This window comes from Serratia ureilytica (assembly GCF_017309605.1).
GTDB lineage: Bacteria > Pseudomonadota > Gammaproteobacteria > Enterobacterales > Enterobacteriaceae > Serratia > Serratia ureilytica.
In genome coordinates this window covers 325,605-338,706 of record NZ_CP071320.1, presented here as the reverse complement: position 1 = coordinate 338,706, position 13,102 = coordinate 325,605, and the positions used below count along the sequence as shown (strand labels likewise).

19 protein-coding genes are annotated in these 13,102 nt (G+C 53.6%); 1 reads left to right on the top strand and 18 read right to left on the bottom strand.

The window, feature by feature from the left end; all coding sequences use genetic code 11:
• The 17 genes from rpsS to fkpA all read right to left on the bottom strand — a co-directional run bounded on the left by rpsS (position 1) and on the right by fkpA (position 11,807).
• Positions 1-279 (bottom strand): 30S ribosomal protein S19, encoded by a 279-nt coding sequence (gene rpsS / locus J0X03_RS01570; protein ID WP_004929772.1) that lies wholly within the window; start codon positions 277-279, stop codon positions 1-3.
• Positions 280-293: 14 nt separating this feature from the next.
• A complete protein-coding gene (rplB, locus tag J0X03_RS01565; RefSeq protein WP_004929775.1) occupies positions 294-1,118 on the bottom strand; it encodes a 50S ribosomal protein L2 in 825 nt (274 codons plus the stop codon).
• Between the two features lie 18 nt (positions 1,119-1,136).
• Positions 1,137-1,439 (bottom strand): 50S ribosomal protein L23, encoded by a 303-nt coding sequence (gene rplW / locus J0X03_RS01560; RefSeq protein ID WP_004951179.1) that lies wholly within the window; start codon positions 1,437-1,439, stop codon positions 1,137-1,139.
• Positions 1,436-2,041 carry a 50S ribosomal protein L4 gene (rplD, locus tag J0X03_RS01555; RefSeq protein ID WP_004929779.1) on the bottom strand — a complete coding sequence of 202 codons (606 nt, stop codon included), beginning with the start codon at positions 2,039-2,041 and terminating at the stop codon, positions 1,436-1,438. The genes rplW and rplD overlap by 4 nt, the downstream gene beginning before the upstream one ends.
• 10 nt (positions 2,042-2,051) lie before the next feature.
• Positions 2,052-2,681, bottom strand: a complete 630-nt coding sequence (gene rplC / locus J0X03_RS01550) for a 50S ribosomal protein L3 (RefSeq protein WP_015379265.1) — start codon at positions 2,679-2,681, stop codon at positions 2,052-2,054.
• Positions 2,682-2,713: 32 nt separating this feature from the next.
• Positions 2,714-3,025, bottom strand: a complete 312-nt coding sequence (gene rpsJ / locus J0X03_RS01545; protein WP_001181005.1) for a 30S ribosomal protein S10 — start codon at positions 3,023-3,025, stop codon at positions 2,714-2,716.
• Between the two features lie 381 nt (positions 3,026-3,406).
• Entirely contained in the window at positions 3,407-3,886 is a 480-nt protein-coding gene (gene bfr, locus J0X03_RS01540; RefSeq protein ID WP_004929784.1) for a bacterioferritin, read from the bottom strand.
• A gap of 73 nt (positions 3,887-3,959) precedes the next feature.
• Positions 3,960-4,154, bottom strand: a complete 195-nt coding sequence (bfd, locus tag J0X03_RS01535; protein WP_015379266.1) for a bacterioferritin-associated ferredoxin — start codon at positions 4,152-4,154, stop codon at positions 3,960-3,962.
• Positions 4,155-4,285: 131 nt separating this feature from the next.
• Positions 4,286-5,470, bottom strand: coding sequence for an elongation factor Tu (gene tuf, locus J0X03_RS01530; protein WP_015376315.1), 1,185 nt, complete (start codon positions 5,468-5,470; stop codon positions 4,286-4,288).
• A 70-nt stretch (positions 5,471-5,540) separates the two neighbouring features.
• Positions 5,541-7,655: an elongation factor G gene (gene fusA / locus J0X03_RS01525; protein WP_033645245.1), complete on the bottom strand. Its 2,115-nt coding sequence runs from the start codon at positions 7,653-7,655 to the stop codon at positions 5,541-5,543.
• Positions 7,656-7,748: 93 nt separating this feature from the next.
• Complete coding sequence (gene rpsG, locus J0X03_RS01520) at positions 7,749-8,219, bottom strand: 30S ribosomal protein S7 (protein ID WP_004956203.1); 471 nt, start codon at positions 8,217-8,219, stop codon at positions 7,749-7,751.
• Between the two features lie 96 nt (positions 8,220-8,315).
• A complete protein-coding gene (rpsL, locus tag J0X03_RS01515; RefSeq protein ID WP_004930426.1) occupies positions 8,316-8,690 on the bottom strand; it encodes a 30S ribosomal protein S12 in 375 nt (124 codons plus the stop codon).
• Positions 8,691-8,833: 143 nt separating this feature from the next.
• The gene (gene tusB, locus J0X03_RS01510) at positions 8,834-9,121 is read right to left on the bottom strand and encodes a sulfurtransferase complex subunit TusB (protein WP_069101034.1); all 288 of its coding nucleotides are present in this window, start codon (positions 9,119-9,121) and stop codon (positions 8,834-8,836) included.
• Positions 9,122-9,130: 9 nt separating this feature from the next.
• Complete coding sequence (gene tusC, locus J0X03_RS01505; protein WP_033645384.1) at positions 9,131-9,490, bottom strand: sulfurtransferase complex subunit TusC; 360 nt, start codon at positions 9,488-9,490, stop codon at positions 9,131-9,133.
• A gap of 7 nt (positions 9,491-9,497) precedes the next feature.
• Positions 9,498-9,887, bottom strand: coding sequence for a sulfurtransferase complex subunit TusD (tusD, locus tag J0X03_RS01500; RefSeq protein WP_033645247.1), 390 nt, complete (start codon positions 9,885-9,887; stop codon positions 9,498-9,500).
• Positions 9,887-10,609: a helix-turn-helix transcriptional regulator gene (locus tag J0X03_RS01495; RefSeq protein ID WP_033645248.1), complete on the bottom strand. Its 723-nt coding sequence runs from the start codon at positions 10,607-10,609 to the stop codon at positions 9,887-9,889. The genes tusD and J0X03_RS01495 overlap by 1 nt, the downstream gene beginning before the upstream one ends.
• Positions 10,610-10,982: 373 nt before the next feature.
• A complete protein-coding gene (gene fkpA / locus J0X03_RS01490) occupies positions 10,983-11,807 on the bottom strand; it encodes an FKBP-type peptidyl-prolyl cis-trans isomerase (protein WP_033645249.1) in 825 nt (274 codons plus the stop codon).
• A gap of 356 nt (positions 11,808-12,163) precedes the next feature.
• On the opposite strand from fkpA, the gene J0X03_RS01485 reads away from it, so the two are divergent.
• The gene (locus tag J0X03_RS01485; protein ID WP_033645250.1) at positions 12,164-12,391 is read left to right on the top strand and encodes a SlyX family protein; all 228 of its coding nucleotides are present in this window, start codon (positions 12,164-12,166) and stop codon (positions 12,389-12,391) included.
• Between the two features lie 63 nt (positions 12,392-12,454).
• Here J0X03_RS01485 and slyD read toward each other — a convergent pair whose 3' ends face one another.
• Complete coding sequence (gene slyD / locus J0X03_RS01480) at positions 12,455-13,042, bottom strand: peptidylprolyl isomerase (protein WP_004930407.1); 588 nt, start codon at positions 13,040-13,042, stop codon at positions 12,455-12,457.
• Positions 13,043-13,102: the final 60 nt, after the last annotated feature.

Here is a 13,102-nt window from a genome sequence, read left to right as displayed (position 1 = left end):
TTAGCGCTTTTTAGCTTTTTTATCAGCCGCATGGCCGCGATAAGTACGAGTCGGCGCGAATTCACCCAGTTTGTGACCGACCATTTCATCGGAAACGAACACTGGTACGTGCTGACGACCATTATGGACAGCGATGGTCAAACCGATCATGTTAGGAAAGATCGTTGAACGACGGGACCAAGTGCGCAAAGGCTTCTTGTCACCGCTTTCCACCGCTTTCTCTACCTTCTTCAGCAAGTGCAGGTCAATAAAAGGACCTTTCTTGAGAGAACGTGGCATGGCTTATCCTCTAATTATTTTTTGCTACGGCGACGTACGATGAACTTATCAGTACGCTTGTTGCTACGGGTCTTCTTACCTTTGGTCTGAACGCCCCACGGAGTTACCGGGTGCTTACCAAAGTTACGACCTTCACCACCACCGTGCGGGTGATCTACCGGGTTCATCGCCGTACCGCGAACGGTAGGACGAACACCACGCCAACGTGCAGCACCTGCTTTACCCAGAACGCGAAGCATGTGTTCAGCGTTACCGACTTCACCCAGGGTGGCGCGGCAATCAGCTGGAACTTTACGCATTTCGCCGGAGCGCAGACGCAGAGTTACGTAGGAACCATCACGAGCAACGATCTGAACGTAGGCACCAGCGGAGCGAGCCATCTGGCCGCCTTTGCCTGGTTTCATTTCTACGTTGTGAACCGTTGAACCAACTGGAATGTTGCGCATCGGCAGGGTGTTACCCGCTTTGATTGCAGCATCAACGCCAGATTGAATCTGGTCACCAGCTTTCAGGCCTTTCGGCGCCAGGATGTAACGGCGTTCGCCGTCTTTGTACAGAACCAGCGCGATGTTCGCGGAACGGTTCGGATCGTACTCCAGACGCTCAACCACAGCAGGGATACCGTCTTTGTTGCGCTTGAAGTCAACCAGACGATAATGTTGCTTGTGGCCACCACCGATATGACGGGTGGTGATACGGCCATTGTTGTTACGACCACCGCTTTTGCTCAGTTTTTCCAGCAGCGGGGCATAAGGTTTACCCTTGTGCAGCTCAGGGTTAACCACTTTAACAACGTGGCGACGACCCGGAGATGTAGGTTTACATTTAACAATTGCCATTGTTCTTACTCCTCCGACTTACTCTGCGCCGCCGATGAAGTCCAGATTCTGGCCTTCTTTCAGGGTGACGTAAGCTTTTTTCCAGTCGCTACGACGACCAACACGCTGACCGTGACGTTTCACTTTCCCTTTAACAACCAGGGTGTTCACGTCTTCGACTTCGACTTCAAACAGTTTCTGCACTGCAGCTTTGATTTCTGCTTTGGTCGCGTCTTTGGCAACTTTGAGAACGATGGTGTTGCTTTTTTCCATCGCAGCGGATGCTTTTTCAGATACGTGCGGTGCACGCAGCACTTTCAGCAAACGTTCTTCACGGATCATGCCAGCATCTCCTCAACTTGCTTCACAGCATCAGCAGTCATAACCACTTTGTCGAAGGCGATCAGGCTAACCGGATCGATACCTGCTACATCGCGCACGTCAACCTTGTACAGGTTGCGAGCTGCCAGGAACAGATTCTCATCCAGTTCACCGGTCACGATCAGCACGTCTTCCAGAGCCATATCTTTCAGTTTCTGTGCCAGCAGCTTAGTTTTAGGCGCTTCTACAGAGAACTTCTCGACAACGATCAGACGATCTTGACGTACCAACTCGGACAGGATGCTTTTCAGCGCGCCGCGGTACATCTTTTTGTTTACTTTCTGACTGTGGTCCTGTGGCTTAGCAGCAAAGGTCACGCCGCCTGAACGCCAGATCGGGCTCTTTACAGAACCTGAACGCGCACGGCCGGTGCCTTTCTGACGCCATGGCTTTTTGCCGGAACCAGTTACTTCAGCACGGGTCTTCTGAGCACGGGTACCTTGACGGGCACCTGCTGCATAAGCAACAACAACCTGGTGTACCAGCGCTTCGTTGAAATCACGACCGAAGGTAGTTTCGGAAACAGTCAGCGCGCTTTGCGCGTCTTTCAATACTAATTCCATTGCTATCCCCTTACGCCTTCACAGCTGGTTTAACGATCAGGTTGCCACCGGTTGCGCCCGGTACAGCACCCTTAACCAGCAGCAGGTTGCGCTCAGCGTCAACACGTACTACGTCCAGGCTCTGAACGGTTACGCGCTCATCACCCAGGTGGCCAGCCATTTTCTTGCCTTTGAACACTTTGCCCGGAGTCTGGTTCTGACCGATAGAACCCGGAACGCGGTGAGACAAGGAGTTACCGTGGGTAGCGTCTTGGGTACGGAAGTTCCAGCGCTTAACAGTGCCAGCAAAACCTTTACCTTTAGAAGTACCGGTAACATCGACTTTTTTAACGTCAGCGAAGATTTCTACGCTAATTTCCTGACCTGCAGCGAATTCTTGACCTTCTTCCAGGCGGAATTCCCACAGACCACGGCCAGCTTCAACGCCAGCTTTAGCGAAATGGCCCGCTTCCGGCTTGGTTACACGGTTAGCTTTTTTGCTACCAGTGGTAACCTGAACGGCACGGTAACCGTCGGTGTCCAGGCTTTTAACCTGAGTCACGCGGTTCGCTTCAATTTCAATTACGGTTACTGGGATAGAAACGCCATCTTCAGTGAAGATACGGGTCATACCCACTTTTTTACCGACTAAACCAATCATTGTTTCAACCTCTCAATCGCTCAATGACCTGATTAACCCAGGCTGATCTGCACGTCTACACCGGCAGCCAGATCCAGACGCATCAGAGCATCAACGGTTTTCTCGGTTGGCTCAACGATGTCAACCAGACGCTTGTGAGTGCGAATCTCGTACTGATCGCGCGCGTCTTTGTTGACGTGCGGAGAGATCAGAACGGTAAAGCGCTCTTTGCGAGTTGGCAGCGGGATCGGACCACGGACTTGCGCACCAGTGCGCTTTGCAGTCTCGACGATTTCCGCGGTTGATTGATCGATCAGACGATGATCAAACGCTTTCAGGCGGATACGGATTCTTTGGTTCTGCATGAGACCAGAGCTCCAATTATTTATAAACGTAAATAATTACTCCTCACACCCATTTCGATTGATGGGGGAGTGTAATCGTCAACATATAACCCCCATATCGGGAGTATTGTTCGAAAGGCAAAAAAGGCCTGCCAATCGACTGATTCGCTAAAATCAGGCTTACCAAGATTAGGTAAGCCCGCGCATTATACGCAAAATGGCCCAGGAAGCAAGCTGCAGTTGGAAATATGCTCAGGAAATCGTCATTTTTGCGCGTTCAGTGGCAGTTGGCGTGTTAACACGGTAAACAGGGTATGAATTAGGCTTGGCGGGAACACTCTCCCCTGCCCCGCCGAGAAAACGGCCGCCGGCAGGAGAGACTATGACGAATGGACGGAAGGTTTACTCTTTGCGCTCTAAAATCTGGGCCTGGGCATAGTTCTGAATACCGAGACGGGCAATCAGATCCAGCTCCGTTTCCAGCCAGTCGATATGCTCTTCTTCATCGGCCAGGATATCAATCATCAAATCGCGGCTAACGTAATCGTGGATCGAATCGGCATAGGCGATGCCTTCGCGCAGGTTCTTGGCGCCCGCCAGCTCCAGCGCCAGATCGGAACGCAGCATCTCTTCAATGTCTTCGCCGATATTCAGCTTGCCGAGATCTTGCAGATTCGGTATCCCTTCCAGGAACAGGATACGCTCGATGTAGCGATCGGCATGTTTCATTTCGTCGATCGACTCGTGATATTCCTTGTCGTTGAGGCGCATTAAGCCCCAATTCTTGAACATTCGGGCGTGCAGGAAATATTGATTGATGGCAACCAGCTCGTTGCCAAGCAGTTTATTGAGGTGAGCAATGATCTTTTTATCGCCTTTCATAGGTAACTCCTCCTGGCCAGTTCTAAAAGTGTAGAACCTGTAAGCCAAGAGTCAAAAATAACCTTACCCTTTGTTAGGCAACTTCATGCATTGGGATGATAGTTCCGCGTTCCTCCACCATAATCTGTCTTGCCTGACGAATGCACTTTCCACAATCGGTACCAATCGGCACAAGTTCACGCAGTTGCTTCATGGTATGGGGATTGTGCTGACGCACCGCATTACGGATCGCTTTGTCAGTCACCGCATTACACAGACATACATACATAGAGAGACTCACTTCTTAACCAATGCATTGAGTCTAAATAGGAATGGTTTTTATTTCAATTAAGATTTGTACAAATTGCATAAAAAAAGGGCACCGAAGTGCCCTTTTTTGTGTCGAAAAATTATTCGCGATTAAGCGATAACTTTAGCAACAACACCAGCGCCTACAGTACGGCCGCCTTCACGGATTGCGAAACGCAGACCGTCGTCCATCGCGATTGGGTGAATCAGGGTTACAACCATGTTCACGTTGTCGCCTGGCATTACCATCTCTACGCCTTCTGGCAGTTCGATGGTACCGGTCACGTCAGTAGTACGGAAGTAGAACTGTGGACGGTAGCCTTTGAAGAATGGCGTGTGACGACCACCTTCATCTTTGCTCAGGATGTACACTTCAGATTCGAACTGGGTGTGCGGCTTGATGGAGCCTGGTTTAGCCAGTACCTGACCACGTTCGATTTCTTCACGTTTGATACCACGCAGCAGAACACCTACGTTCTCACCAGCACGGCCTTCGTCCAGCAGTTTGCGGAACATTTCAACGCCAGTACAGGTAGACTTAACGGTGTCTTTGATACCAACGATTTCAACTTCTTCGCCAACTTTGATGATACCGCGCTCAACACGACCGGTAACAACGGTACCACGACCGGAGATGGAGAATACGTCTTCGATTGGCAGCAGGAACGGCTTGTCGATAGCACGCTCTGGCTCTGGGATGTAGCTGTCCAGGGCTTCGGCCAGTTCGATGATTTTCGCTTCCCACTCAGCTTCGCCTTCCAGCGCTTTCAGCGCGGAACCGCGGATCACTGGCAGGTCGTCGCCTGGGAAGTCGTACGCGGACAGCAGTTCGCGAACTTCCATTTCTACCAGTTCCAGCAGCTCTTCATCATCAACCATGTCGCATTTGTTCATGAATACGATGATGAAAGGAACGCCAACCTGACGACCCAGCAGGATGTGCTCACGGGTCTGAGGCATTGGGCCGTCAGTCGCAGCAACTACCAGGATCGCGCCGTCCATCTGAGCAGCACCGGTGATCATGTTTTTCACGTAGTCGGCGTGCCCTGGGCAGTCAACGTGCGCGTAGTGGCGAGTCGGGGTGTCATACTCAACGTGAGAGGTGTTGATGGTGATACCACGAGCTTTTTCTTCTGGCGCGTTATCGATCTGGTCGAAAGCACGTGCAGAACCGCCGTAGGTTTTAGCCAGAACGGTGGTGATCGCTGCAGTCAGGGTAGTTTTACCGTGGTCAACGTGGCCGATAGTACCAACGTTAACGTGCGGTTTTGTACGTTCAAATTTTTCTTTAGACACGGCTATATTCCTTACTATAGCGCTCTCCCCTTCTGGAGAGAGCACGGGACTTTGGTTTTAACCCTGCGGCTTATTTGCCACGGGCTTCGATTACGGCCTGAGCGACGTTGTTCGGTGCATCATCATACTTCAGGAATTCCATGGTGTATGATGCGCGACCTTTAGTCAGAGAACGCAGCTGAGTTGCGTAGCCGAACATTTCGGACAACGGTACTTCAGCGTGGATCTTAACGCCAGTCACTTCAGATTCCTGACCGCGCAGCATGCCGCGACGACGGCTCAAGTCACCGATAACGTCACCGGTGTTCTCTTCTGGAGTCTCAACTTCAACCTTCATGATAGGCTCAAGCAGAACTGGTTTCGCTTTCTTAAAGCCTTCTTTAAAGGCGATAGATGCGGCCAGTTTAAACGCCAGTTCAGAGGAGTCAACGTCGTGGTAAGAACCGAAGTGCAGACGAATACCCATATCTACTACCGGGTAACCAGCCAACGGACCAGACTTCAGCTGCTCCTGGATGCCTTTATCAACGGCAGGGATGTATTCGCCAGGAATTACGCCGCCTTTGATGTCGTTGATGAACTCGTAACCTTTCGGGTTAGAGCCCGGCTCCAGTGGGTACATGTCGATCACAACGTGACCGTACTGACCGCGACCACCAGACTGCTTGGCGTGCTTACCTTCAACATCGGTAATCTTCGCGCGAATCGCTTCGCGGTAAGCTACCTGAGGTTTGCCCACGTTAGCTTCAACGTTGAATTCACGCTTCATGCGGTCAACGATGATGTCGAGGTGCAGTTCACCCATACCGGCGATGATGGTCTGGTTAGACTCTTCGTCAGTCCATACGCGGAATGACGGGTCTTCTTTTGCCAGACGGCCCAGAGCCAGACCCATTTTCTCTTGGTCAGCTTTGGTTTTTGGTTCAACGGCGATAGAGATTACCGGCTCAGGGAATTCCATACGCTCCAGGATGATTGGAGAGTCTGGATCACACAGGGTGTCCCCGGTGGTCACGTCTTTCAGACCGATCGCAGCGGCGATGTCGCCTGCGCGAACTTCTTTGATCTCTTCACGCTTGTTGGCGTGCATCTGAACGATACGGCCGAAACGCTCGCGCGCAGCCTTAACGGAGTTCAGCACGGTGTCGCCGGAGTTAACAACGCCGGAGTACACGCGGAAGAAGGTCAGGTTACCTACGAACGGGTCGGTAGCGATTTTGAACGCCAGAGCAGAGAACGGCTCGTCATCACTTGCGTGACGCTCAGCCGGGGTGTCTTTACCGTCGTCCAGGATACCGTTGATCGCAGGAACGTCAGTTGGCGCCGGCAGGTATTCGATTACCGCATCCAGCATCGCCTGTACGCCCTTGTTCTTGAACGCAGAACCACAGGTAACCAGGATGATTTCGTTGTTCAGCACGCGCTGACGCAGAGCGGACTTGATTTCTGCCTCGGTCAGCTCTTCGCCGCCCAGGTATTTTTCCATCAGCTCTTCGGAAGCTTCCGCAGCGGATTCGATCAGGTTCTGGCGCCATTCTTCAGCCAGTTCCATCATGTCAGCCGGGACGTCTTCGTATTCGAAGGTAACGCCTGCGTCTTCTTCGTTCCAGTTGATCGCCTTCATCTTCACCAGGTCGATAACGCCGGTGAATTTGTCTTCTGCGCCGATAGCCAGCTGCAGAGGAACAGGGTTAGCGCCCAGACGAGTTTTGATCTGGCCAACAACTTTCAGGAAGTTAGCGCCCATACGGTCCATTTTGTTAACGAACGCGATACGTGGCACTTTGTATTTGTTAGCCTGACGCCATACGGTTTCAGACTGTGGCTGAACACCACCAACAGCACAGTAAACCATTACCGCGCCATCCAGCACACGCATGGAACGTTCTACTTCGATGGTGAAGTCAACGTGCCCTGGGGTGTCGATGATGTTTACGCGGTGCGGTTCGAACTGCTTGGCCATACCAGACCAGAAGGCAGTCGTCGCTGCAGAAGTGATGGTAATACCACGCTCCTGCTCCTGTTCCATCCAGTCCATGGTGGCAGCGCCGTCATGAACTTCACCGATTTTGTGGTTTACACCGGTGTAGAACAGAATACGTTCGGTAGTGGTGGTTTTACCGGCGTCGATGTGAGCACTGATACCGATGTTACGGTAGCGTGCAATGGGTGTTGTACGAGCCATTTGATTCCTCTATTCCTAGGGCGTTCAAGTTCAGTTAACCCAAGCGGGCCGATTTGACGCGCCCGCTTGGTTAGCATGACTACAGCCAGATGATTACCAGCGGTAGTGGGCGAACGCCTTGTTGGCTTCGGCCATACGGTGAACGTCTTCACGCTTCTTAACAGCAGAACCTTTGTTCTCTGCTGCGTCAGACAGCTCGTTCGCCAGGCGCAGAGCCATGGATTTATCACCGCGTTTACGTGCAGCATCAACGATCCAACGCATTGCCAGAGCATTACGACGAACCGGGCGGACTTCAACTGGTACCTGATAAGTAGAACCGCCAACGCGACGCGACTTAACTTCTACAGTCGGGCGAACGTTGTCGAGAGCGACTTCGAAAGCTTCCAGGTGATCTTTACCAGAACGCTGAGCCAGGGTCTCCAGCGCGGTATAGACGATTGCTTCTGCAGTAGATTTTTTACCGTCTACCATCAGGATATTTACAAATTTGGCCAGCAGCTCAGATCCGAACTTAGGATCTGGCAGGATTTTACGTTGGCCGATTACGCGACGACGTGGCATGGAAATACTCCGTTGTTAATTCAGGATTGTCCAAAACTCTACGAGTTTATTTTGACATTAAAGTTAAAACGTTTGGCCTTACTTAACGGAGAACCATTAAGCCTTTGGCTTCTTCACGCCGTACTTGGAACGAGCTTGCTTACGGTCTTTAACACCGGAGCAGTCAAGTGCACCACGGACGGTGTGGTAACGCACACCTGGCAGGTCTTTTACACGACCGCCACGGATCAGGATTACGGAGTGTTCCTGCAGGTTGTGGCCTTCGCCACCGATGTAGGAAGTCACTTCGAAACCGTTGGTCAAACGCACACGGCAAACTTTACGCAGTGCGGAGTTTGGTTTTTTCGGGGTAGTGGTATATACGCGGGTGCATACGCCACGTTTCTGCGGGCAGGCTTCCAGCGCTGGAACGTTGCTTTTAGCAGCCTTCACAGAGCGTGGTTTGCGAACCAGCTGGTTAATTGTTGCCATTAAAAAAGCTCCTGGTTTTTGCTTCGTACTAGCTTCGTAAACATGTGATAAATCCCCTCGTATGCACTACTGGCAAAGTACGAGGACGCAGAATTTTAGGGCTGACCAGTATGGGTGTCAAGAAATATACAACATCACCGTCATCACCAGGCCATTTGGCTGCGGTGTTGTTCGGTTAATTCAACGAAGTGATTATAGCCGACGACAGTGATTTTGTGCGAAAAATGACCAGCCAATCCCCTGGCTTCCAGGTCGTCCTGCAGCGCATAAAGGGATATGGGGGCGGCGAGCAGCGATTCAAGATGGGCGCTACCAACAAGGCCTGCGAGCACGCCATCCTGCAGCAGCAGCAGCGCGTCGCCCTCCGCGGTCAGGCGCAACAGCGCGGGCAGGTCACATTGGTTTGGCGAATTGCTCAGGGTATACAACATCAGAAGTTCCTAAAACGTCATTACGGCGTCGTAGCCGGCCAATTCACGGCGCAGTTCGTCCGGCGCCAGCACCTCGGCATCCAGCACCCAATCGGTCACCTGACTCAGCCCGCGTTCCTGCAGCGAAGCCTGGCACAGATAACACCGCTCCACGTCATACAGCGGCAGTACGCCGAAAGTGGCGATATAATTGCGCGCCAAAATCTTTTCCGGTTGCTGGCCCGGCAACAGCTGCAACACGCCATCACCGATAAAAAACACCCCCAAATCTTCACTGAGCGCCGACGTGGCGAGCAGCGCATCCAGCCCTTCCCTGCCGCCGGCGCCGCCATGCGGCCCGTGGGTGAAAACAAAAGCGACTCGTTTCATCATTTCCTCAGAACTGCACCAGACGGTCGCAACTCAGCGACGCTTCGGCCAGGGAACCCAGCCCGCTCAGGGTAAAACCGGGCTGCAGGTTGGCGCCGGCCAGCCCCTGCTGCTGCGCTTCCTGTTCGTCGGTGACGCCCCGACGCAGCGCGGCGGCCACGCAGACGTTGAGCGCTACGCCGTGTTGCTGTGCGAGCTGCGTCCAGCCGCGCACCAGATCGAATTCGTCGCTGGCGGGCGCGGTTAACCGGTTGGCGTTCAACACCCCTTCACGGTAGAAAAAGACGCTGGAAAGACGGTGCCCTTTCGCCAGTAAAGCCTGAGCGAATTGATAGGCGCTGCTGGCCTGCTGCGTGCCATAAGCCGGGCCGGTAACCAACAGACAATAGTCGAGCATCAACGGTCGCTTCCCACCAGGTCGCCGCTTTTAAACTGGCGAATGTACAGATAGACGGTGTGTTTGGAGATATTCAGACGATCCGCCACCTGGTTGATCGCATCCTTGATGTCGAAGATGCCTTTCTCATAGAGATTGAGCACCACCTGTCGATTCTTGGCGTTATTGGACACCGAGCGGTCGGCGTTCACCTCTTCGATGGTGAACTCCAGCGTCTGCGCCACCAGATCGTCGACGGAAGAGGCGAAGTTCACCGACGACGGCACGTCCTGCGCTGTCGGTGGCATAAAGGTTTGCATGATCTGCGAGAACGGCACGTCGAGGTTCATGTTGATGCACAACAAACCAATCACCCGCTGCTCGCGATTGCGAATGGCGATAGTCACCGATTTCATCAATACGCCGCTCTTGGCGCGGGTAAAGTAGGCTTTCGACACACTGCTGTCGTCGCCGGCCATGTCGTGCAGCATGCGCAGCGCCAGGTCGGTGATCGGCGAGCCGATTTTGCGCCCGGTGTGTTCCCCGTTGGCGATGCGCACCGCCGAGCTGTTCAAGTCTTCCAGCGCGTGCAATACGATTTCGCAGTGGCCGCCGATCAACATCGCCAGCCCGTCGACCACCGCTTCATAGGATTTCAGGATTTCATGATCCGTTTGAGTAAACGGACGTTCATTCAGCAAATCAAGTTCGCTGGCTTCGCTGGATAAAAGCGAATTCGACATCGAAGATACCACCCTCATAGATCGCCTGTGCCAGGGGGCGCAGCTAAAACCGCTCGGGCCGGATCGCTGCCGTCGTCGGCGCGCTGCAGCGCGGCTGGCTGAGAGCGGCATAAAACGGCGCGATGACATCCGCGGGCGAGGCGGCCGGGAACAATTTTAGGTACACGCCCTAAGGGGCAGACGCATGACTGATAAGTCAGAATTATTAGTCTAGCAAAGCGGCCGGAGCAAAGTCCTTGCGTTTGCGCGTGGTATTGACGTTAAGCCCGATGCCCGGCAGGCGTCAAGCGTTCAATGGAGAGAGCGGTAGCGGCTGCCGAAATGAAAACCGCCGCGGAGGGCATCCGCGGCGGTGGCAAACAGAGCGACGAGATTATTTCGCTTTGGCGTCGGCTTTGGCGTCGGCCGGTTTTTCGGCTTTAGCGTCGGCTTTCGGCGCCGCTTTCACATCCAGCAGCTCGACGTCGAAGACCAGCGTGGAGTTAGCCGGGATGCCCGGAACGCCGGTTTTACCGTAGGCCAGCGCCGGTGGGATCACCAGCTTGATTTTGCCGCCTTTCTTGATGTGCTTCAGGCCTTCGGTCCAGCCAGGGATCACACCGTCCAGACGGAATGACAGCGGCTCACCGCGGGTGTAGGAGTTATCGAACTCGGTACCGTCGGTCAGGGTGCCTTTGTAGTTCACCACCACGGTGTCGCTGTCTTTCGGCGCTTCACCCGCGCCCGGTTTCTCTACCTGATACAGCAGGCCGGATTCGGTTTTCTTCACGCCTTTTTCTTTAGCGAAGCTGTCGCGATACTTGGCGCCTTTGGTTTCGTTGTCCTTGGCGTCCTGCTCCATCTTCGCCTGAGCGGAAGCCTTCACGCGCGCTTCAAAGCCCTGCAGGGTCTTTTCGATGTCGGCGTCGTTCAGCTTGCTCTTGTTAGCGAAAGCGTCCTGAACGCCGGCGATCAGCTGATCTTTGTCCAGCTTGATGCCCAGCTTCTCTTGCTCTTTCAGAGAGTTGTCCATGTAACGGCCAAGAGAGGCGCCCAGTGCGTAAGCCGCTTGCTCGTCGTCGTTTTTGAACTTGCCGGTGCTTGGCGCTGCTGCCGCGTCTGCCGCCGGTTTAGCGGCATCGGCTGCCATGACCTGGGTCGCATTCAGAGCAAAAGCCATGGTGGTTGCCAGAAGCGTGACTTTAAACAAAGATTTCATCCATTTCTCCAGTGTCTGAAGCAATGCCCCAAACAATCATTAGGTAAGATAACCGGGCTACTATAGCTGCCTGAAACAAAACAAAACAGTCGCACAGGTAACCAATCGAGTCAAAGTGTGACTCCCGCTTTGCCAAGAAGTTTCCCGCTGCGTGCTACTCACATGATAAATCAGATTTTTCTTGCAGAATATTCGGCGAGGTTAGCAAAAAACGGCGAATCAGGCGTGCAGCTTTTCAGCACTTTACACTGCCGATCGCAACGTTGCGCGCCGCCCAAAGAAATAGCGCGGGCAAACCCGACGCCAGCTGTTACCATAGCGCCGAATCAGGATTTTATCGCGTCAGAGGTAGCCTCATGCACAACGCCGACATTCAAAGCCTGCTACAGCGGCTTGAAGAACTGGAAAGCCGTCAGGCTTTTCAAGAGCTCACTATCGAAGAGCTTAACCAGACCGTCACCCAGCATCAGATGGAAATGCTGAAGATGCGCGAGCACCTGCGCATGTTGACCGACAAACTGCGCTCGACCCAAACCTCGATGATCGCCTCGCAATCGGAAGAAACCCCTCCGCCGCACTATTGAGGGGCGCCGCGCATAAAAAAGGGCAGCCAATGGCTGCCCTCTCGTCTCGGGATTGCGTTCTGCTTAGTGGCAGCCGCAACCGCCGTTGCCGCAACCGCCTTTACCGTGGTCGTGACCATGGTCGTGATCGTGGCTGTGGCCGTGACCGCCGCAGCAGCCTTCACCGTGCTCGTGGTGATGATCGTGCTCGCCGTGTACGTGACCGTGCGCCAGTTCTTCTGCGGTCGCTTCGCGGATCGCGACAACTTCCACGTTGAAGTTCAGGTTTTGGCCGGCCAGCATGTGGTTGCCGTCAACCACAACGTGGTCGCCGTCAACTTCAGTGATTTCAACCGGTACCGGGCCCTGATCGGTGTCAGCCAGGAAACGCATGCCGACCTGCAGTTCGTCAACGCCCATGAAGACGTCTTTCGGTACGCGCTGCACCAGGTTTTCGTCGTAGTTGCCGTACGCGTCGTTCGCGCCGACGTGAACGTCAAAACGATCGCCAACGTCGTGGCCTTCGAGCGCTTTTTCCAGACCTGCGATCAGAGAACCATGCCCGTGCAGATAGTCCAGCGGTGCGCTCACCGGAGACTCATCAACCAAAACACCGTCTTCTGTACGTACTTGGTAAGCCAGGCTGACCACCAAGTCTTTTGCTACTTTCATGATATCTCCTACCGTTGGCTACTAGGACGCGCACCGTTATCGGGATGCGCGCCTTTTCCG

Coding starts and splice junctions, on each gene's coding strand:
- slyD (WP_004930407.1), bottom strand. CDS start 13,042: ATGAAAGTAGCAAAAGACTTGGTGGTCAGCCTGGCTTACCAAGTACGT.
- bfd (WP_015379266.1), bottom strand. CDS start 4,154: ATGTATGTATGTCTGTGTAATGCGGTGACTGACAAAGCGATCCGTAAT.
- fusA (WP_033645245.1), bottom strand. CDS start 7,655: ATGGCTCGTACAACACCCATTGCACGCTACCGTAACATCGGTATCAGT.
- rpsL (WP_004930426.1), bottom strand. CDS start 8,690: ATGGCAACAATTAACCAGCTGGTTCGCAAACCACGCTCTGTGAAGGCT.
- rplB (WP_004929775.1), bottom strand. CDS start 1,118: ATGGCAATTGTTAAATGTAAACCTACATCTCCGGGTCGTCGCCACGTT.
- bfr (WP_004929784.1), bottom strand. CDS start 3,886: ATGAAAGGCGATAAAAAGATCATTGCTCACCTCAATAAACTGCTTGGC.
- rpsG (WP_004956203.1), bottom strand. CDS start 8,219: ATGCCACGTCGTCGCGTAATCGGCCAACGTAAAATCCTGCCAGATCCT.
- tusC (WP_033645384.1), bottom strand. CDS start 9,490: ATGAAACGAGTCGCTTTTGTTTTCACCCACGGGCCGCATGGCGGCGCC.
- rplD (WP_004929779.1), bottom strand. CDS start 2,041: ATGGAATTAGTATTGAAAGACGCGCAAAGCGCGCTGACTGTTTCCGAA.
- rplW (WP_004951179.1), bottom strand. CDS start 1,439: ATGATCCGTGAAGAACGTTTGCTGAAAGTGCTGCGTGCACCGCACGTA.
- J0X03_RS01485 (WP_033645250.1), top strand. CDS start 12,164: ATGCACAACGCCGACATTCAAAGCCTGCTACAGCGGCTTGAAGAACTG.
- fkpA (WP_033645249.1), bottom strand. CDS start 11,807: ATGAAATCTTTGTTTAAAGTCACGCTTCTGGCAACCACCATGGCTTTT.
- rpsS (WP_004929772.1), bottom strand. CDS start 279: ATGCCACGTTCTCTCAAGAAAGGTCCTTTTATTGACCTGCACTTGCTG.
- tusD (WP_033645247.1), bottom strand. CDS start 9,887: ATGCTCGACTATTGTCTGTTGGTTACCGGCCCGGCTTATGGCACGCAG.
- tusB (WP_069101034.1), bottom strand. CDS start 9,121: ATGTTGTATACCCTGAGCAATTCGCCAAACCAATGTGACCTGCCCGCG.
- J0X03_RS01495 (WP_033645248.1), bottom strand. CDS start 10,609: ATGTCGAATTCGCTTTTATCCAGCGAAGCCAGCGAACTTGATTTGCTG.
- rplC (WP_015379265.1), bottom strand. CDS start 2,681: ATGATTGGTTTAGTCGGTAAAAAAGTGGGTATGACCCGTATCTTCACT.
- rpsJ (WP_001181005.1), bottom strand. CDS start 3,025: ATGCAGAACCAAAGAATCCGTATCCGCCTGAAAGCGTTTGATCATCGT.